The sequence below is a fragment of the Prauserella cavernicola genome, assembly GCF_016595675.1.
In the GTDB taxonomy this organism is placed as follows: Bacteria; Actinomycetota; Actinomycetes; order Mycobacteriales; family Pseudonocardiaceae; genus Prauserella_A; species Prauserella_A cavernicola.
Genome location: NZ_JAENJH010000002.1, coordinates 283,691 through 300,999, shown reverse-complemented (window position 1 = coordinate 300,999; position 17,309 = coordinate 283,691). Strand labels below are relative to the sequence as shown.

The following is a 17,309-nucleotide window of genomic DNA, read 5'->3' as shown; positions in this document are numbered from 1 at the left end:
TGAGATTCCTGTCAACCTAGATTGACAGACATGACTGAGGCAACCGATCTGGCCGCCAGGGCCGGGGACCGCGACCCGCGAATCGGCCTGCGCGCCGTCGCGGCGCTGCGCAGGATGCTCGAACAACTCGAGGCGGTGCAGGTGCGCAGCGCACGCGTGCACGGCTGGTCATGGCAGGACATCGCCGACGAACTGGGGATCAGCAGGCAGGCCGTCCACAAGAAGTACGGGAGACGCTGATGTTCGAACGGTTCACGAAGGACACCCGTGCGGTCGTCACGGAGGCCGTCCGCGAGGCGACGCGGCTGCGCTCGCCCGAGATCGACCCGCTGCACCTGCTGGTGGCGCTGACCCGGTTCCCGCGCGGTGGGGCCGCGGCCCTGCTCGACGCGCTCGATGTCGCGCTCGACGACGTGCGAGCGCAGGTGGAGCGCGCTCGCCGCAGAGGAGGGGTCAGCGAGACCGACGCCCAGGCGCTGGAAGGTCTCGGCATCGACGTGGACGCGATCGTCGCGCACGTCGAGAGCGAGCACGGGCCCGGCGCGCTGACGGGCGGCTGGCGCCGAACGGGAGGGCACATCCCGTTCGGCTCCGCCGCCAAGCGCGTGCTCGAGCGGACCCTGCGGGAGACGGTCGGGCTCGGTCAGCGCACGATCGGCGGCGAGCACCTGCTCACGGCGCTCGCCGTCGTGCCAGGTCCCGCCGCGGACGTGCTGGCCGGGCAGGGCCTCACCCCTGACCTGCTCAGGACCGCGCTGCGCACGGCGTCATGACCGCTCGGCAGGCTGGCGCCACACCACGTACGGCAGGAACAGCTGCGCGAGCGGGCCGATCGCCAGCGCGTAGAGCACCGTGCCGACTCCGACGGTGCCGCCGAGCAGCCAGCCGACACCGAGCACCGTGAGCTCGATCAGCGTGCGGACGAGGCGCACCGAACGGCCCGTCGCCGCGGCGAGCCCGGTCATGAGGCCGTCGCGGGGTCCCGGCCCGAGGCGGGCGCCGACGTAGACGGCTGTGGCGAGTCCGTTGAGGACGATGCCGCTGAGCAGGAAGGCGATCTGCCAGCCGAGTGCGTGCTGCTCGGGGAGCACGAGCCGCGCGAGGTCGACCGTGACGGCGATGACCACGACGTTGGCGATCGTGCCGATGCCCGGTCGCTGTCGAAGCGGGATCCACAGCAACAGCACGACCAGGGACGCGAGCGCCGTCACGGTGCCGAACGTCAGGCCGGTCCGGTTGACCACGCCCTCGTGCAGCACGTCCCACGGGTTCAGGCCGAGCCCGGCCCTCGTCATCAGCGCCATGCTCGTGCCGTAGAGCACCAGGCCGAGCAGGAGCTGGGTCAGCCTGCGGGTGGGACTCGCGGTGACCGGGACGGGGTGGAGATCGAGCTGTTGCAGTTGAGCCACACGACCCAATATCAACTACCAATGGGTGGTTCTGCCATAGCCAATCAGCAACAATTGGTCTCATGACTGCGCAGTTCCCACTGGGTGGACGCATATCGGGCGGCCGGTTGGCCACGATGCTGGGCGATTGGCGGCACAGTGGCTCTCGACGTGGTGGCGCCGACCTTGCCGCGGCGATCGAGCTGCACGTGCTCGACGGCAGGCTGCCGGTCGGCACGCGGCTTCCCGCCGAACGAGAACTGGCCGACGCGCTCGGCGTCAGCAGGACGCTGGTGGGCGCCGCGCTCGACCGGCTCCGCGAGGGCGGGCTCGTGGCGAGCAGGCAGGGCGCCGGCTCGTGGATCACGTTCCCGCGCGGTGGCAGCGGTCTGCAGGTACACGCGGGCGAGCGGCTTGACCTGATCGACCTCGCGCACGCCTCGCCCTCGGCCGTGCCCGCGCTGCTGCCCGCGCTCGACTCCGCACGCGGTCTGTTCACCGCCGAGCTGCTCGACCACGGCTACGGTGTGCGCGGCCTCGCGGTGCTGCGCGAACGCGTCGCGGCCCGCTACACCGCGCGCGGCCTGCCTACCGAACCAGGGCAGGTGCTGATCACCAACGGTGCGCAGCACGCCTTCGCGCTGGTGCTGCGCACCCTCGCCGGGCCAGGAGACCGGGTGCTCGTGGAGCAGCCGTGCTACCCGAACACCCCGGAGGCCATCCGCGCGGCGCACACCCTGCCCGTGCCCGTCGCCGTCGACCCGCGCGACGGCTGGGACGTGCCCGGCATCGAGGCAGCGCTGCGGCAGGCCGCGCCCCGGCTGGCCTACTTCTGCGTCGACTTCCAGAACCCCACCGGTCACCTGCTCGACGCCGAGGACAGGGAACGACTGGGCGCGGCGCTCGCGAGGGCGCGCACGCCGGCCGTGGTGGACGAGACCATGGCCGAGCTCGACCTGCGCGACGACGCGAGCCCGGTGCCGCCGCTCGCCGCGTTCGCGGGCGAATGGGCCATCACGGTCGGGTCGGCGTCGAAGTCGTTCTGGGGCGGGCTGCGCCTCGGCTGGATCAGGGCGCAGGAGGACGTGCTCGACCGGCTCGTCGCGGCCAGGTGGTCGCTCGACCTCGGTTCACCGGTGCTGGAACAGCTGGTGCTCGCCGAGCTGCTCGCCGATCCCGATCCGGTGCTGCGCGGGCGAAGGGCGGAGGTGCGTGAGCGGCGCGACGCCGTGGTCGCCGCACTCGGCGAGCACTGTCCCGAATGGAGGTTCCGTGTTCCGGAAGGCGGGCTGTCGCTGTGGTGCGGGCTGCCGGAGCCGATGAGCACCCGGCTGAGCGTGGCCGCGGCGAACCACGGGGTTCAGGTGGCGCAGGGGTCGCGCTTCGGCGTGCACGGCGGGCTCGAACGGTGGCTGCGGCTGCCGTTCTCGCTGCCGCCGGAGCGGCTGACCGAAGCGGTGCGCAGGCTCGGCGTCGCGGCGGCCTCGGTGGTCTCGACGGCGCCGGTGCTCGAGAGCCCGGCAGGCGCGGTCACCTGAACCAGGACAAAAAAGTAGAGCCGGTGCGCTGGATGTGGGGGTGCCGTCACTCCAGGGATACGGGACGGTCAATCATCCAGCGCACCGGCTCTGTGCCGTGGGCCCTCTCCGGCATCGCCCCTCGCCATGCCGGGCGGGCCCTACGGCTCAGGAGTGCGTCGGGTCGTCGTTCCTGTTCGGCGCGGTGAACAGAAACGTCCGACGCTGCTCCTGTCGGGGTCCCGGAACCACAGGGGTTGAGTGGCACCGGGACCAGACCCCGACACGGCCGGGCGCGGTCGGCCGAGCGGGAAGACGTGGATTCACGGAGAAACCCCTAGACGAAACGACTGAGCGGGAAGAACGCCTCAACCGGCGAACGGAGAAACCGCCAGAAGTTGATCTTGATCTGGACGCACTTCTCCCCGGTTCACGGGGCCGCGTCAGTCAGGGGTGGTGCTGGGCAGGGCGGCTTCCCTGCCCGCGCCGTCGACGTCGTGGTCGCGGCTGGTGCCGATCAGGCGAAGCTGGGTCAGAGTGGGAGCCCAGCTGAGGATGCCGTTGACCGAACGGCCTCCGGCGTGGTTGTCCTGGGGCGCGGCGGCGCTGCCTGCCGCGCTCGCGAAGCCCGTGGGGGCGGGCGGCATGGGGCTGGCCGGCGGCTTCCCGCCTGTAGCGGCTCCACCACCGGCCTTGACGTCGTCGGTGCTCGCGTCGGAGTCGGGCGAACTCGGCGAGGGTGCGGGGTCCGCACCGGCCACTTCGGACACCACCGTGGCCTGACGGGCCCCGGTGGTCGCGGTCTGCTCCGGCGCGGGCGCCCGGTGCTGGACGGGCTCGGCCGGCGGAGCGGGAACGGGCTCGGGTGCGGGTTCGGCGGGCACGGCGATCACGCCGCCACTTCCGCTGCCGAGGTCGGGCAACGACGGGAGTACGCCGGGCAGCGTGTCGCCGAGGTCGGGCAGGACCTTCGGCACGCTGACGATCGGTGCTACGCCGTCGATCGTGCCCGTGAGGTCGTCGACGGTGTCGGTGACCGAGTCGACGGTGCCGTTCACCGTGGTGGTGATGCTGCCGACCAGGTGGTTGACGGTCGTGGTGAGCGAGCCCAGCAGCCCGGGCCGCTTCGCCTCCGGGGCAACGGTCTCAGCAGGCTCGGTGGCCTCGGGCTGGGTCTCTTCGGGCTCGGTGGCTTCCGGTGCCTGCGGCCGCTCGGGGGTCACCGGTTCGTGGATCGGCTCCGGAAGGGTGACCGGGTCGTCGACGGGCTCGGGTGCGGGGTCGAGGCCCTCGACCGGCTCAGCGGGTTCGACAGGCTCGACGGGCCCAGCGGGCTCGGTGTCCTCTGTGTCCTCTGTGTCCCGCGCGTCGGTGCCCGCATTGTCCGCGGGCGTGTCCCCCTGCGCGTCGTCCGCGACGGCACTGGTCCGGCCACTGCCGTGGCCGCAGGGTTCTTCGGTGCTCGCGTGTGCGGCGGAGGACAGCAGCGCGGCGAGCAGCCAGCCGCCCGCCGCGACGCCGACGATGATCAGGACTCTGTGGAAGGCAGGCGAACGGAGATCGCAGGCGCGCACGCCGATCAATCTCCTCACCGGAATCACCCGCCGTCTGCCACTTGATCTTTCGATGCGGTCTGACCAGGCCGCGTCCGGCCCGGGACTGCTATTTCTAGCATCGGTGGCGAGTGTTTCACCTCGGCTGCGTTCGATCCACCCCGGACGGCCCAACGGAAGCCAGCCCGTGGAGGCGTTCGATCGCCGTGTCGAGGACCTCGTCGCGCTTACAGAACGCGAAGCGGAGTACGTGATTCCACCCGTCCGGGTGGTCGGTGAACACCTTGACAGGGACGGCCGCGACGCCAACACGCTCTGGGAGTTGCCAGGCCAGCTCCGCGGCGTCGGTGAAACCGAGCGGTCGGACGTCGGCACAGACGAAGTACGTGCCCGCGCTCGGCCACACCGCGAACCCGGCCTCGGTGAGCCCCTTCGACAAGCGGTCGCGTTTTGCGGCGAGTGACGTGCGCAGCCGCTCGACCCAGTCCAGTTCGTGGTCGAGCGCGTGCGCGACGGCGGGCTGTAGCGGGCCGCCCGAGACGAAGGTCAGGAACTGCTTGCTCGCCTTCACCGCGGCCACGAGCTCGGGAGTGGAGCACACCCAGCCGATCTTCCAGCCGGTGCAGTTGAAGGTCTTGCCCGCGCTGGAGATCGACACCGTGCGCTCGCGCATGCCGGGCAACGTCGCCAGCGGCACGTGCTCGTGCTCGTCGAACACGAGGTGCTCGTAGACCTCGTCGGTGATCGCGACCAGGTCGTGCTCCACGCACACCTCGGCGATGGCGGTCAGCTCCGCGCGGGTGAACACCGTGCCCGTCGGGTTGTGCGGCGAGTTGACCAGGATCGCCCTGGTGGCGGGTGTGACGGCCGCGCGCAGCGCGTCGACGTCGAGTGCGAACCGGTCGCCGTCGGGCACCAGCGACACCACGCGCCGGGCCGCGCCCGCCATGGCCACCGCGGCGGCGTAGGAGTCGTAGTACGGCTCGATGACGATGACCTCGTCACCCTGTTCGGTCAGCGCGAGCAGGCTCGCGGAGATGGCCTCCGTGGCGCCCGCGGTGACGAGGATCTCGGTGTCCGGGTCATAGTGGGTGCCGTAGCGGGCGCGGTGGGCCGAGATCGCCGCGCGCAGCTCCGGGCGGCCGGGGCCGGGCGGGTACTGGTTGGCGCCGCCGAACAGCGCGTCCTTCGCGGCGTCGAGCATGCCCGAGGGACCGTCGGTGTCGGGGAAGCCCTGGCCCAGGTTGACCGCGCCGGTCCGGACGGCCAGCGCCGTCATCTCGGCGAAGATGGTCGAGGTGAAGGGCCGCAGGCGGGGGACGAGAACTGGTTCGCGCACGATGGCCCATCCTCACGGACAATGTGGGTGTGGAGCAACCTAGGTCCGGCACGGTGCCCGCCCAACCGCCAGGCGGGCTCGCGGGCGAGGAGAGCAAGCGCCGCGGTCTGCGCAGGATGAAGCTGGTCGCCCTGTCGTTCCTGCTCGGGGCGACGGTGGTGTTCCTGCTGATGAGCTGGGCGCAGTCGGCGGGATGGGGGCCGTGGACCGGCTACGTGCGGGCCGCGGCCGAGGCGGGCATGGTGGGCGCGCTCGCCGACTGGTTCGCCGTCACCGCGCTGTTCCGGCATCCGCTGGGGATCAAGATCCCGCACACGGCGATCATCCCCAACAAGAAGGACGCGCTGGGCAGCAGCCTCGGCGACTTCGTGGGCGCCAACTTCCTCTCCGAGAGCGTCGTGCGCGAGAAGCTGCGCCGCATCGAGATCGCGCACCGGGCAGGCGAATGGCTCGCCAAGCCGGAGAACGCCGAGCGCGCGACGGCCGAGCTGTCGAACGTCGTACGCGGTGCGGTGAAGATCCTGCGCGACGAGGACGTGCAGGCCGTATTGGAACAGGCCGTGGTGCGCAGGGTCGTCGAGCGGGAGTGGGGCCCGCCGCTGGGCAAGCTGCTGGAGCAGGTGCTCACCGACGGCGCGCACTACCGCCTCGTCGACCTGATGTGCGACCGCGCGTACGAGTGGGTGCGCACCAACCACGCCACGGTGTTGCGCGTGGTGTCGGACCGGGCGCCGTCGTGGTCGCCGAAGTTCGTGGACGAGATGCTCGCGGACCGGGTGTACGGCGAGGTGCTGGCGTTCGCGTGGGCCGTCAAGACCGACGTCAACCACCCGATGCGACTGGCGCTGGACAAGTTCCTCGGTGAGTTCGCCCAGGACCTGCAGAAGGACGCGGACACGATGGCCCGCGCCGAGCAGGTCAAGCAGCAGCTGATCGAGCACCCCGAGGTGCAGCGGGTGATCGGCTCGGCGTGGACGACGGCCAAGGACATGCTGCTGACCGCCGCCGAGGACCCGTCGAGCGAGCTGCGCACCCGCGTGCGCGAGGGCCTGCTCACGCTGGGTACGCGGCTGCAGTCGGATCCCGCGCTCGCGGGCAAGGTCGACGGCTGGGTCGAGGGCGCCGCAGCGTACGTGGTGACGCACTACTCGCAGGAGATCACCACGATCATCAGCGACACCGTGGAGCGCTGGGACGCCGAGGAGACCTCGCGCAAGATCGAGCTCCAGGTAGGCCGCGACCTGCAGTTCATCCGAATCAACGGCACCGTCGTCGGTGCGCTCGCCGGCGTGGCGATCTACACGATCGCCCAGCTGCTGTTCTGAGCTCGTGGACGAGCTCGTGGACCAGGTCGAGGCCGCCAAGCAGTCCGTCCGCGAGCGTGTGTGGGAGGCGCTCGAGGAGGAGCGCCTGGCGCGGTTTCCCGGAGCTCACGGCCGGATCCCCAACTTCGTCGGCGCCGAGGAGGCCGCCGCGAGCCTGGCCGGGCTGCCGGAGTGGCGGGCCGCCAGCGTGCTCAAGGCCAACCCCGACAGCCCGCAGTTGCCGGTGCGGTCGAGGGCGCTCGCCGCGGGCAAGCTGCTCTACCTCGCGGTGCCGAAGCTGACGGAGTCGCGGCCGTTCGTGCTGCTGGACCCCCGGCGGATCGCCGAGTCGCCGCGCAGGGCCGCGGCCAAGGACAGGGGGCTGGCGCTCGGCGAGCCCGTGGCGGTGTCGGGAATGCGCCCGGTGGACCTGGTGGTGTGCGGGACGGTCGCGGTGAACCGGGCCGGCGTGCGGATCGGCAAGGGCGGTGGCTTCGCCGACCTCGAGTTCGGCCTGCTCACCGAGGCAGGGCTGGTGGGTGAGCAGACCGTCATCGCCACGACGGTGCACGCACGGCAGCTGCTCGACGAGCCGCTGCCGGAGACCGAGCACGACTTCCGGGTGGACGTCATCGTCACGCCGGGCGAGGTGATCAGGACGCCCGAGCCGAAACGTGGGCCGGGGATCCTGTGGGAGCACCTCTCCGAGGCCAAGATCTCGGAGGTTCCGGCACTCTCCGCACTGCGCCGGTAACCGACGTCCCTCTCCCGAGGCCACCCGCCCGGGGGAGGTTATCCACAGTTCCGTGAGTTATCCACGGAGTTATCCACAGGCGGGTCGCTCTGTGGAGCGCTCCCGAAAGGCCCTCGCTTTCTGCCGGTTCCCGCAGACCTTCATCGAGCACCACGTGCGCGAACGATTGCGCGACTCGTCGTAGAACGCCCACCGGCAGTCGTCGGCCGGGCAGATCTTCACGCGCGGCCAGTCCCCGAGTACGGCCAGCCGCGCCGCGGCGGCGAACACGGCGCCCACGGCCGTCGACGGCGCGAGGGCCGGACCGTCCGCCGTCAGCGCGACCTCCACGGGCGCGCGCACCTCACCGGGTGTCGCGTCCGGATCTCCGACCGCCGCCCTCAGTGACTGCCGTGCGTGCACGGCGTCGGCGAGCGAGTCGGCGCGCAAGCTCCGTTCGCGGGCCCAGGTCAGCCAGCCGGATTCGGTCGCGAGCGTGTCCATGCCCTGCTCGACGTCGACCGTGTTGAGGAAGCCGAGCACGAGGGTCACGTCCGGGGTCACGTCACCAGTGTATGGCGAACGGTGGTTGCCTCACTTGCGCGTAACCGCCATACTGCGTTGACAAGTTACCTGGAGGTGGCTGTGACTTCTGTGTCCTCGACCGTGAAGCTGGGCTGCGTCGCGCTGGACTGCCCTGACCCGTACCGGCTCGCCGGGTTCTACGGAGCACTGCTCGGCTGGAAGATCCACGACGAGCACAAACCGGGCGACGACTGGGTGACGCTCGTGAACCCCGACGGCGGAGCCGACATCTCGTTCCAGTCCGATCCCGACTACCGGCCCTCGACCTGGCCTGCCAACGAGCGCCCGCAGATGCTGCATCTCGACTTCACCGTGCCCGACATCGACGCGGAGCACGACCGCGTGCTCGGCCTCGGCGCCACGCTGCTCGACGACGGACCTGCGACGTTTCGCGTGTACGCCGACCCCGACGGCCACCCGTTCTGCCTCTGCGCGTGCTGAGCTTTCCGGGCTCTCGCACGGAGATCGCCGCGAGAGCCCGGGATGTGCGTAATCTGTCCCCCGTGATTTGTCCCAAGTGTCAGAACAGCATGTCGACGGTCGACAAGGGCGGCATCCACATCGAGCAGTGCCGCGGCTGCGGGGGGATCTTCCTCGACCGCGGCGAACTGGAGCAGATCATCAGCGCCGAGAACGCCTACTACGGCGGGCCGGGTGGCGCGCCGCCGCCGTACCAGGGCTCGCGCGGGCACGCGCCCACCCAGCACTACGCCGACTCGCCCCGCGGCTACCGCGGCGGACCCGGTGGTCACGGCGGCCGGCACCAGGACTCGCCCCGCCCCTACGGCGGTCACGGCGGGAAGAGCGGTTACCGCGACTCCCCGCGTCCGTACGGCGGCCACGGCGGTCACAGCGGGCACGGCGGGTACCGGGACTCGCCTCGGCCGTACGGGGGCCACGGCCACGGCAAGGGGCATCGCAAGCGCAGCTTCATCGAGAACCTCTTCGGCTGAGCGAGTCCCGAGGGTGCTCGACCTGAAGATCTGCCCGGGCTGCGGCGATCGTGCCGACATCCCGGTCGTGACCGAGGGGCAGCTGGTGTGCGCGCGGTGCGGGCACCGCAGGCCGTTTCACCGGCTGCCCCTGCTCGCGCTCACCGGCCCGAGCGCGGCGGGCAAGTCCACCGTCGGGCCGGAGCTCGCCCGCCGTCTGTCCGGCGAAGTGGTGGTGCTGGAGCAGGACGTGCTGTGGACGGCCGGGCTGCGGGACGACGTCGATGGGCATCCGCTGTTCCGGTCGACGTGGCTGCGGATGGCCGCGATGATCCACCAGAGTGGTAGACCCGTGGTGCTGTGCGGAACCGTGGTGCCGCCGGAGTTCGAACCCCTGCCGGAACGCGTCTTCTTCTCCTCGATCCACTACCTGGCGCTGGTCGCCGATCCCGGCGCGCTCGCCGCGCGGCTGCGGGCCCGGCCTGCCTGGCGCGAGTGGGACGAGCCGCGCATCGCGGAGATGCTGGAGTTCAACGACTGGCTGCGCGCCGACGCCGCGACCATGTCGCCTCCGGTGAGCCTGTTCGACACCACCGACGCCACGCTGGAGGCGGCCGTCGACCACGTTGAGGCGTGGGTCAGGCGAGTGACCAGCGCTGATCGCCGAAGCGGATCTCCTGGAGCCGCCCCCGCACACTGACGGTGAACCGGTCGCGGGCGGGGCTGCCGAGCGAACGCCACCGTCGGTGGGCCGACTCCACCCCGTCCCAGAGCCTGCGGACGCCGCCCTGTTCCACGACGTACTCGTCGCGCTCGGTGCGGTGGCTGGCCCACGATCCGTCGGGGTGCACGAGAAAGCACGTGTCGCTGCCGTCGGGGTCGATCGCCGCGGTGACGGCTGGCAGTTCGAGGCTCGCGAAGAACTCGAACGGGTTGGCCGGGTCGAGCACGGTGCCCAGCGGCAAGGCCGTGGCGCGGCGGATGGCGGCCGGTGCCCGGTGTCGCAGCAACGTGGGGGTGTCGCCGTGCCGGTGCGCGCGCATGGGCATGAACCGGCCGTCGCGGGCGAGCACCTCGCCCTCCCCGCTCGCGCCGTCGCCCGCGACGAGGCGCACGAGGCCGGCGCCGATGGGGCGGTTCAGTGTGGTGAGCACGATGCCGCCGGGCCTGGTCTGTTCGAGCCACGCGGGCGGGATGTGCGAGACCGAGCAGGTGCACAGCACGCGGTCGAAGGGCGCACTCGGCGGGAACCCCTTCTCGCCGTCGGCCACCTCGCACTCGGGGGCGTAGCCGCTGGCGGCGAGCGTGGCCCTCGCCGCCAGCGTCAGTGCCGGGTCGATATCCACTGTGGACACACTCGCGTCGCCGAGGCGGTGGCACAGCAGGGCGGCGTTGTACCCGGTGCCGGTTCCGATCTCCAGCACGCGGTCACCGTCACGGACCAGGAGTTCCTCCAGCATCACGGCCATGATCGAGGGCATGCTCGACGACGACGTCGGTGTTCCGGCAACGGGGCCCTCGCGGCGCGCGAGCGTCCAGCGTTCGGGGTCGTCGTCGAGCTGGGTCACGAGCACGGTGTCGGAGTAGATGGTGGTGAGCCAGCCGGGGTCGTCGCGGTCGGCCGCTGCCCAGAACCGTCCCCGCTGCACGAAGTAGCGGGGGAGGAACACGTGCCGGGGTACCCGGCGGAACGCGTCGATCCACCAGGGATCGGTCAACGTGCCATCGCGGCGGAGCCGTTCCGCGAGGCGTCGTCGCTCTCGAGCCGCGGAGCTCATCTCGTCAGGGTAGTGCGTGCGACGTTCGAGTGAGTGCAAGCAGAGTGCTTGCAATAGCTAGCACTCGAGCGTAGCGTGGTCGGTGTCGCGAGGAGGTGACCCGGAGCTTGACGGAAGAACCGCCGGTGGACGACGGCGCGGTCGATCCCCCCACGGGGCCCATCGACAAGGTGGCCGACCTGGGCCGCGACATCGGGGCCTACATCCGCCAGCAGCGCAACACCGCGAAGATCTCCCTGCGGCAGCTGTCGAAACTGGCCGGCGTTTCCAACCCGTACCTGAGCCAGATCGAACGCGGGGTCCGCAAACCGAGTGCGGAGATCCTGCAGCAGATCGCCAAGGGGCTGCGAATCTCGGCCGAGGCGCTCTACGTGCAGGCGGGGATTCTCGACGTACCGGCAGGGGGACCGGTGCCCGATGCCGTCCGAGCCGACACCGCGCTCTCCGAGCGCCAGAAACAGGTTTTGCTCGACATCTACGAGTCGTTCCGCCGCGAGAACCGGGCAGCAGAGCCGGCCGAGAACGACAACGATCCCGACTTCTCCAAGGAGTGAGCACCATGGCGAACACCAGTTCCGACGACGTCCGCAACGCCGTCAACACCGCTCTCGAGCAGGTCAAGACCTCGCTGCTGGCCGCGCTCGGCGCTGGCCAGCTGGCCAGCCAGGCCGTCACCGACGCGGTGGGCAAGGCAAAGGACCGCGTGAACGAGGGCAGCGAGACCGCGCGTCGCAACATCGAGGAGCTGCCCTCCGACGTGGAGAGCCTGCGCGACAAGCTCGAGCCCGCCGAGCTGCGCAAGCTGCTCGACGAGTACACCGACGCCGCGCTGAAGCTCTACCACAAGCTCGCCGAGTCCGGTGAGCAGACGTGGGAGAAGTTCCTCGCCCAGCCCCAGGTCAAGAAGAACGTGGAGCAGCTGGAGGAGGTCCTGCAGAGCGCGCAGGGCCGGGTCGACGGCATCTCCCACGATGTGCGCGACCGCGTCGACGACGTCGTCTCCAAGGTCACCGGCCGTACCCGCGAGGTCGGCGAGGAGGCCGCCAACAAGGTCGAGGACGCCGCCGTCAAGGTCGAGCAGGTGACCAGTGACGTGGCCGACAAGGTCGAGGAGACGGCGCCAAGCGCCGCCAAGAACTCGAACTCCAAGGCGGCGCCGCGCACCGCCACGACCAGGCGCACCACCAGCGCGGCGGCCAAGAAGCCCGCCAACAACAACGCGCCGAAGAACACGAAGTAGGCGCTGCGCGCAGGGCCCCGGTACCCCTTCGGTGGGTGCCGGGGCCCTCGCCGTGTCCGCGGGCTGACGTACGCTGGTGCGGTGCCGCTTCTCGCGCTGTGGATCGTCTGGGTCATCGACTGGGCCGGGACCTTGGCAGGTCTGGTCGCGTTCGCCCACGCCCTCATGCAGAGATCGGATGCCTACACGGCTGCCGACCGCATGACCAAGCCGGTGTGGATGGCCATCACCGGTGGGGCCACCGCCGCCATGCTGCTGTTCGGCTTCTACGGCGCAGGCATGATCTTCTGGCTCGCCGGGATCGTCGCCGCACTGGTCTACCTGGTGGACGTCCGGCCGAAGTTGATCGAGGTGCAGCGCGGCGGCCAGAGCTGGTGACGTCGCGGGCGTGAGTACGGTTGCCCTTGTGAGCAACTGGAGTATCGCCGGAACCCTGACCGTCGTGTCGGCCGCGCAGCGCACCGACCTCGTGGCCGAGTCGGTGGCCAAGGCACTCGCGTCGATCTCCGAGCCGGTCGGGCTCGCCGAGATCGACCCCGGCCTCGCCGATACCGCCGAGTTCTGCGCCGCCTACTCGTCCCCGCTGTCGGCCTCGGCCAACTGCGTCGTCGTGGCGGGCAAGCGCGGCGGCGAGGTGCGATACGCGGCCGCCATGGTGCTGGCCACCACGCGTGCCGACGTCAACAACGTCGTCCGCCGCAAGCTCGACGTCCGCAAGGCATCCTTCGCGCCGATGGCCGAAGCCACCGAGCTCACCGCCATGGAATACGGCGGCATCACCCCGATCGGCCTGCCCGAGAGCTGGCCGATTCTGGTGGACAAGGCCGTGGCCGACTCGCCGGAACTGGTGATCGGCAGCGGCATCCGAGGCAGCAAGCTCCTGGTCACCGGCGCCCTGCTGGCAGCACTGCCCGGCGCCGAGGTGATCGAGGGCCTCGCCAACTGATCCGAGAAGGGACACTCATGGGCAAGGTCACCGCCACGGCGGAGCGAACCATCGACGCGCCTGCCGACAAGGTGCGCACGCTCGTCGCCGACTACTCCGGCACGAGGCCGAAGATCCTCCCCGAGCAGTACCGCGACTACGAGGTCACCGAGGGTGGCACGGGTGCGGGCACCGCGGCGAAGTGGAAGCTGCAGGCCACGTCCAAGCGCGTGCGCGACGTCGCGGCCACGGTCAGCGAGCCCGAGCCCGGCACGCTCGTGGAGACCGACGCGAACTCGTCCATGGTCACCACGTGGACCGTGCGTGAGGCGGGGCCGCGCAGCCTGGTGCGCATCGAGACCACGTGGGACGGCGCGGGCGGCATCGGCGGCTTCTTCGAGAAGACGTTCGCTCCCGGCGGCCTCAAGCGCATCTACGACTCGCTGCTCGACAGGCTCGACCAGGAGGTGCACCAGACCTCATGACGGCCACCGAGATCCGGCTCGCGTCGCGCCCGAAGGGCACGCCGACGCTCGAGAACTTCGACGTCGTGGACACCGACGTCCCCACGCCCGGGCCCGGCCAGGTGCTGGTGCGCAACACCTGGCTGTCGGTCGACCCGTACATGCGCATGCGAATGAGCTCGGCCAAGTCCTACGCCGCGCCGTACGAGGTCGGCAAGGCGATGCTGGGCGCGGCGGTCGGCGAGGTCGTGGAGTCCGATGTGGACTCGGTTGGCCCGGGGGACACCGTGCTGCACGGGTTCGGCTGGCGCAGCCACGCGGTGCTGAAGGCGCGGCACATCGTGAAGGTGGACCCGCAGGCCGCGCCCGTGTCGTCGTACCTCGGTGTGCTGGGAATGACGGGCATGACCGCCTACGCGGGCCTGTTCGACGTCGCGTCGATGCGCGAGGGCGACACGGTGTTCGTCTCCGGCGCCGCGGGCGCGGTGGGTTCCGTCGCGGGCCAGCTCGCGAAGCTCAAGGGAGCCAAGCGGGTGATCGGCAGCGCGGGCTCGGCGGAGAAGGTCCGCTGGCTCACCGACGAGCTCGGGTTCGACGCGGCGTTCAACTACAAGGACGGGCCGGTGACCGAGCAGCTCGCGAGTGCAGCGCTCGACGGCATCGACGTCTACTTCGACAACGTCGGCGGCGAGCACCTCGAGGCCGCGATCGACTCGCTGAACCTGCACGGCCGGATCGTGGTGTGCGGCATGATCTCGCAGTACAACGCCACCGCGCCGACCCCGGCGCCGCGCAACCTGAGCCAGATCATCGCCAAGCGGTTCACCATGCGCGGGATGCTGGTGGGCGATCACGAGCACCTGCGTTCCGAGTTCCAGTCCGAGGTGGCCCCGCTGGTGGCCGAGGGCAGGCTCAAGTACTCGGAGACCGTGGTGGACGGCATCCGCAACACCCCGCAGGCGTTCCTCGACCTACTGGCCGGAGCCAACACGGGCAAAATGCTCGTCCGCCTCTAGCCCCTGTTCCTGATTGCGGTGAAGGGCACCTTTACTGCGTTGAACGCAGTAAAGGTGCCCTTCACCGCAGTTGGGGTGCCTCAGTGCGAGGTGAGGTAGCCGCCCATCTTCGTGAAGTAGTCGGCCGCCGCGTAGTCCGTGCCGTCGTCGGTGCGCACGCGCTCGATCGCGAGGCCGTGGTTGCGGCCGAAGCGCGCGTCGGCGCCAGCGACGATCACCACGCCCTTGCCCTCCGGGATGAACACGCGGCCCGGTGTTCCGCCGTAGCGGCCCTCCGACACCGACGCCGCCAGGATCCGGATGCGTTCACCCCGGTAGAAGGCGTAGGCGTTGGGGTAGGGGTCGGACTGCGCGCGCACGAGTCGTTCGATGTCGGCGGCCGGCCAGTTCCAGTCGATCCTGCTGTCCTCGAGCGAGCGTTTGTGGAAGAAGCTCGCCTTCGTCCGGTCCTGCGGCGTCCAGTCGGTGTGGCCCTCCGCGATGAGCGCGAGTGACTCCGACACCAGCGGCTCGATCAGGTCCACGGTGCTGTGGAAGAGATCCGTCGCGGTGTCGCGTGGTCCGACCGCCACGGCCTTCTGCCGCACGATCGGGCCCGCGTCGAGCTCGCCGTCCATCATGTGCGCGGTGACGCCGACCTCCTGCTCGCCGTTGATGAGCGCCCAGATCAGCGGCGAGAAGCCCGCGTAGGCGGGCAGCAGCGAGTCGTGCACGTTGAGCGTGCCGTGCGTCGGCAACGTGAAGATCTCCGGCGGAATCCAGGTGCGCCAGTTGTTCGCGACGATCAGGTCCGGCCTGACCTCGCGCAGCTTGGCGGTGAGCGCCTCGTCCGGCCGGTTCGCGAGCACCACCTCGACACCGTGTTCGGTGGCCAGATCGGCGACGGAGTCCGCCCAGATCCGTTCGTAGGCGTGATCGGATTTCGGGTGTGTGACAACGAGTGCCACCTCGTGCTCCGAGTCCAGCAACGCGCGCAGGGTCCGGTGGCCCCACGTCTGGTAACCGAACATGACGACCCGCATCGGCCCCTCCGTTCTCCGTGGCAAACGGCCATAGTGAAGCAAGGCTTGCCTAACATCGCAAGGGCTGAGTGGGGGATGAGTATCACCCTCGAAAAGACTAACTGAGGCCCACCTTAGTTAGGTTAGGGTTGCCTCCGTCTGGCTGGAAATCGGCGATAGGACAGGTATGTCACAGGCAGAGCCGCAGGACGGACCACCGGTCTACGACCTGGTAGGAGTGGGTTTCGGACCGTCCAACCTGGCGCTGGCGATCGCGGTGGCCGAGCACAACGCGGCCACGAACGACACCGTGACCGCCCACTTCCTCGAGCGCCAGGAGAGATTCGGCTGGCATCGCGGGATGCTCATCGAGGACGCCACGATGCAGGTGTCCTTCCTCAAGGACCTCGTCACGCTTCGCAACCCTGCCAGCAGGTTCAGCTTTTTGTCGTATTTGCACGCGCGGGGCAGGCTGATCGACTTCGTCAACCACAAGAACCTGTTCCCGCTGCGGGTCGAGTTCCACGACTACTTCGAGTGGGCCGCGGCCAAGGTGGACGACATGGTCTCCTACGCGCACGAGGTCGTCGCCGTGCGGCCCGTGCGCGATGGTGGCGACGTCGCCTACTTCGACGTCGTGTCGGCGGACGGGGAGCGCTACCGGGCGCGAAACCTCGTGCTCGCAACGGGTTTGCAGCCGAATCTGCCCGAGGGTGTGACCACGTCCGACCGCGTGTGGCACAACAGCCAGCTGCTCCACCGCGTCGACGACGTCGATCCCGCCTCCGCCACGCGGTTCGTCGTGGTGGGTGCCGGACAGAGCGCCGCCGAGGTGACGGCGTTCCTGCACGAGCGCTTCGCCAACGCCGAGATCTGCTCGGTGTTCTCGCGCTTCGGCTACAGCCCCTCCGACGACAGCGCGTTCGCCAACCGCATCTTCGACCCCGAGGCCGTCGACGAGTTCTACGCGGCCCCCGAGGACGTCAAGCAGCGGATCATGGGCTATCACGCCAACACCAACTACTCCGTGGTCGACCTCGACCTGATCGACGATCTCTACCGCAGGCTCTACCGCGAGAAGGTGCTCGGCACCGAGCGGCTGCGCATGTTCAACGTGGCGCGCCCGGTGGAGATCGTGGAGACCGACACCGGGGTGCGGGCGACGATCGAGTCGCTGACGTCAGGCGAGAAGACCGTGTTGGACGCCGATCTCGTCGTGTACTCGACGGGCTATCGCTCGGGCGACATCTCGGCCCAGCTCGGCGAGCTGGCCGGCTACTGCCGCCAGGACTCCGAGGGCAGGCCGAGGGTCGAGCGTGACTACCGGCTCACCACCGTGCCCGAGGTCAGGGGCGGGATCTACCTCCAGGGGGGCGGGACCGAGCACACGCACGGCATCACGTCGTCGTTGCTGTCCAACAACGCCGTGCGGTCGGGCGACATTCTTCGCTCGATCCTCGGCCGTCGCGTGCCCGGCGACGACAGGCCTGCCGCGGAGTACGCGGTGAGCGGACCCCGGTCCGCGTAAGCGAAA

General features: G+C 70.2%; 21 protein-coding genes. 15 read left to right on the top strand and 6 right to left on the bottom strand.

Annotated features, from left to right (window positions below):
* Positions 1 to 30: 30 nt before the first annotated feature.
* Complete coding sequence (locus JHE00_RS07940) at positions 31 to 240, top strand: helix-turn-helix domain-containing protein (RefSeq protein WP_200316503.1); 210 nt, start codon at positions 31 to 33, stop codon at positions 238 to 240.
* A complete protein-coding gene (locus tag JHE00_RS07935) occupies positions 240 to 773 on the top strand; it encodes a Clp protease N-terminal domain-containing protein (protein WP_200316501.1) in 534 nt (177 codons plus the stop codon). The genes JHE00_RS07940 and JHE00_RS07935 overlap by 1 nt, the downstream gene beginning before the upstream one ends.
* Here the strand turns inward: JHE00_RS07935 and yczE are convergent.
* Positions 768 to 1,418, bottom strand: coding sequence for a membrane protein YczE (gene yczE, locus JHE00_RS07930; protein WP_200316499.1), 651 nt, complete (start codon positions 1,416 to 1,418; stop codon positions 768 to 770). The genes JHE00_RS07935 and yczE overlap by 6 nt on opposite strands.
* Before the next feature lie 53 nt (positions 1,419 to 1,471).
* Between yczE and yczR the strand changes: the two genes are divergently transcribed.
* Complete coding sequence (gene yczR, locus JHE00_RS07925) at positions 1,472 to 2,926, top strand: MocR-like transcription factor YczR (protein ID WP_230423162.1); 1,455 nt, start codon at positions 1,472 to 1,474, stop codon at positions 2,924 to 2,926.
* A 422-nt stretch (positions 2,927 to 3,348) separates the two neighbouring features.
* Here yczR and JHE00_RS07920 read toward each other — a convergent pair whose 3' ends face one another.
* Positions 3,349 to 4,497, bottom strand: coding sequence for a hypothetical protein (locus JHE00_RS07920; RefSeq protein ID WP_200316497.1), 1,149 nt, complete (start codon positions 4,495 to 4,497; stop codon positions 3,349 to 3,351).
* 97 nt (positions 4,498 to 4,594) lie between these two features.
* Positions 4,595 to 5,797 (bottom strand): pyridoxal phosphate-dependent aminotransferase, encoded by a 1,203-nt coding sequence (locus JHE00_RS07915; RefSeq protein WP_200316495.1) that lies wholly within the window; start codon positions 5,795 to 5,797, stop codon positions 4,595 to 4,597.
* A gap of 29 nt (positions 5,798 to 5,826) precedes the next feature.
* Here JHE00_RS07915 and JHE00_RS07910 point away from each other — a divergent pair, with 29 nt between their 5' ends.
* Positions 5,827 to 7,122: a DUF445 domain-containing protein gene (locus tag JHE00_RS07910; protein ID WP_200316493.1), complete on the top strand. Its 1,296-nt coding sequence runs from the start codon at positions 5,827 to 5,829 to the stop codon at positions 7,120 to 7,122.
* A 4-nt stretch (positions 7,123 to 7,126) separates the two neighbouring features.
* A complete protein-coding gene (locus JHE00_RS07905; RefSeq protein WP_200316491.1) occupies positions 7,127 to 7,855 on the top strand; it encodes a 5-formyltetrahydrofolate cyclo-ligase in 729 nt (242 codons plus the stop codon).
* Between the two features lie 69 nt (positions 7,856 to 7,924).
* Here the strand turns inward: JHE00_RS07905 and JHE00_RS07900 are convergent, their stop codons facing one another.
* Positions 7,925 to 8,398: a CGNR zinc finger domain-containing protein gene (locus tag JHE00_RS07900; protein ID WP_307831854.1), complete on the bottom strand. Its 474-nt coding sequence runs from the start codon at positions 8,396 to 8,398 to the stop codon at positions 7,925 to 7,927.
* A 90-nt stretch (positions 8,399 to 8,488) separates the two neighbouring features.
* On the opposite strand from JHE00_RS07900, the gene JHE00_RS07895 reads away from it, so the two are divergent.
* The 3 genes from JHE00_RS07895 to JHE00_RS07885 all read left to right on the top strand — a co-directional run bounded on the left by JHE00_RS07895 (position 8,489) and on the right by JHE00_RS07885 (position 10,051).
* Entirely contained in the window at positions 8,489 to 8,860 is a 372-nt protein-coding gene (locus JHE00_RS07895; RefSeq protein WP_200318251.1) for a VOC family protein, read from the top strand.
* A 62-nt stretch (positions 8,861 to 8,922) separates the two neighbouring features.
* Entirely contained in the window at positions 8,923 to 9,372 is a 450-nt protein-coding gene (locus JHE00_RS07890) for a TFIIB-type zinc ribbon-containing protein (protein WP_200316489.1), read from the top strand.
* Positions 9,373 to 9,385: 13 nt separating this feature from the next.
* Positions 9,386 to 10,051: an ATP-binding protein gene (locus JHE00_RS07885; protein WP_200316487.1), complete on the top strand. Its 666-nt coding sequence runs from the start codon at positions 9,386 to 9,388 to the stop codon at positions 10,049 to 10,051.
* Here the strand turns inward: JHE00_RS07885 and tgmC are convergent.
* The gene (tgmC, locus tag JHE00_RS07880; protein WP_200316485.1) at positions 9,990 to 11,129 is read right to left on the bottom strand and encodes an ATP-grasp peptide maturase system methyltransferase; all 1,140 of its coding nucleotides are present in this window, start codon (positions 11,127 to 11,129) and stop codon (positions 9,990 to 9,992) included. The two genes, JHE00_RS07885 and tgmC, sit on opposite strands and share 62 nt — an antisense overlap.
* A gap of 125 nt (positions 11,130 to 11,254) precedes the next feature.
* On the opposite strand from tgmC, the gene JHE00_RS07875 reads away from it, so the two are divergent.
* The 6 genes from JHE00_RS07875 (at position 11,255) to JHE00_RS07850 (ending at position 14,774) form a co-directional block, all read left to right on the top strand.
* Positions 11,255 to 11,683 (top strand): helix-turn-helix domain-containing protein, encoded by a 429-nt coding sequence (locus JHE00_RS07875; RefSeq protein WP_307831853.1) that lies wholly within the window; start codon positions 11,255 to 11,257, stop codon positions 11,681 to 11,683.
* A gap of 5 nt (positions 11,684 to 11,688) precedes the next feature.
* Positions 11,689 to 12,369 carry a hypothetical protein gene (locus tag JHE00_RS07870; RefSeq protein WP_200316483.1) on the top strand — a complete coding sequence of 227 codons (681 nt, stop codon included), beginning with the start codon at positions 11,689 to 11,691 and terminating at the stop codon, positions 12,367 to 12,369.
* Positions 12,370 to 12,450: 81 nt separating this feature from the next.
* A complete protein-coding gene (locus JHE00_RS07865) occupies positions 12,451 to 12,747 on the top strand; it encodes a DUF2516 family protein (protein ID WP_200316481.1) in 297 nt (98 codons plus the stop codon).
* A 28-nt stretch (positions 12,748 to 12,775) separates the two neighbouring features.
* Complete coding sequence (locus JHE00_RS07860) at positions 12,776 to 13,315, top strand: YbaK/EbsC family protein (protein ID WP_200316479.1); 540 nt, start codon at positions 12,776 to 12,778, stop codon at positions 13,313 to 13,315.
* 17 nt (positions 13,316 to 13,332) lie between these two features.
* Positions 13,333 to 13,779 carry an SRPBCC family protein gene (locus tag JHE00_RS07855; protein ID WP_200316477.1) on the top strand — a complete coding sequence of 149 codons (447 nt, stop codon included), beginning with the start codon at positions 13,333 to 13,335 and terminating at the stop codon, positions 13,777 to 13,779.
* Positions 13,776 to 14,774: an NADP-dependent oxidoreductase gene (locus tag JHE00_RS07850; RefSeq protein ID WP_200316475.1), complete on the top strand. Its 999-nt coding sequence runs from the start codon at positions 13,776 to 13,778 to the stop codon at positions 14,772 to 14,774. The genes JHE00_RS07855 and JHE00_RS07850 overlap by 4 nt, the downstream gene beginning before the upstream one ends.
* A gap of 80 nt (positions 14,775 to 14,854) precedes the next feature.
* On the opposite strand, the gene JHE00_RS07845 is transcribed toward JHE00_RS07850, so the two are convergent.
* On the bottom strand, positions 14,855 to 15,796 hold the full coding sequence (locus JHE00_RS07845; RefSeq protein ID WP_200316473.1) for a methionyl-tRNA formyltransferase: 942 nt from the start codon (positions 15,794 to 15,796) through the stop codon (positions 14,855 to 14,857).
* A 166-nt stretch (positions 15,797 to 15,962) separates the two neighbouring features.
* Here JHE00_RS07845 and JHE00_RS07840 point away from each other — a divergent pair, with 166 nt between their 5' ends.
* Positions 15,963 to 17,303, top strand: a complete 1,341-nt coding sequence (locus JHE00_RS07840) for a lysine N(6)-hydroxylase/L-ornithine N(5)-oxygenase family protein (protein WP_200316471.1) — start codon at positions 15,963 to 15,965, stop codon at positions 17,301 to 17,303.
* Positions 17,304 to 17,309 lie beyond the last annotated feature (6 nt).

What these genes read in the sequence shown, in the direction of transcription:
- JHE00_RS07845 (WP_200316473.1), bottom strand. Translation starts at nt 15,796, where the DNA reads ATGCGGGTCGTCATGTTCGGTTACCAGACGTGGGGCCACCGGACCCTG.
- yczR (WP_230423162.1), top strand. Translation starts at nt 1,472, where the DNA reads ATGACTGCGCAGTTCCCACTGGGTGGACGCATATCGGGCGGCCGGTTG.
- JHE00_RS07840 (WP_200316471.1), top strand. Translation starts at nt 15,963, where the DNA reads ATGTCACAGGCAGAGCCGCAGGACGGACCACCGGTCTACGACCTGGTA.
- tgmC (WP_200316485.1), bottom strand. Translation starts at nt 11,129, where the DNA reads ATGAGCTCCGCGGCTCGAGAGCGACGACGCCTCGCGGAACGGCTCCGC.
- JHE00_RS07855 (WP_200316477.1), top strand. Translation starts at nt 13,333, where the DNA reads ATGGGCAAGGTCACCGCCACGGCGGAGCGAACCATCGACGCGCCTGCC.
- JHE00_RS07850 (WP_200316475.1), top strand. Translation starts at nt 13,776, where the DNA reads ATGACGGCCACCGAGATCCGGCTCGCGTCGCGCCCGAAGGGCACGCCG.
- JHE00_RS07935 (WP_200316501.1), top strand. Translation starts at nt 240, where the DNA reads ATGTTCGAACGGTTCACGAAGGACACCCGTGCGGTCGTCACGGAGGCC.
- JHE00_RS07870 (WP_200316483.1), top strand. Translation starts at nt 11,689, where the DNA reads ATGGCGAACACCAGTTCCGACGACGTCCGCAACGCCGTCAACACCGCT.
- JHE00_RS07940 (WP_200316503.1), top strand. Translation starts at nt 31, where the DNA reads ATGACTGAGGCAACCGATCTGGCCGCCAGGGCCGGGGACCGCGACCCG.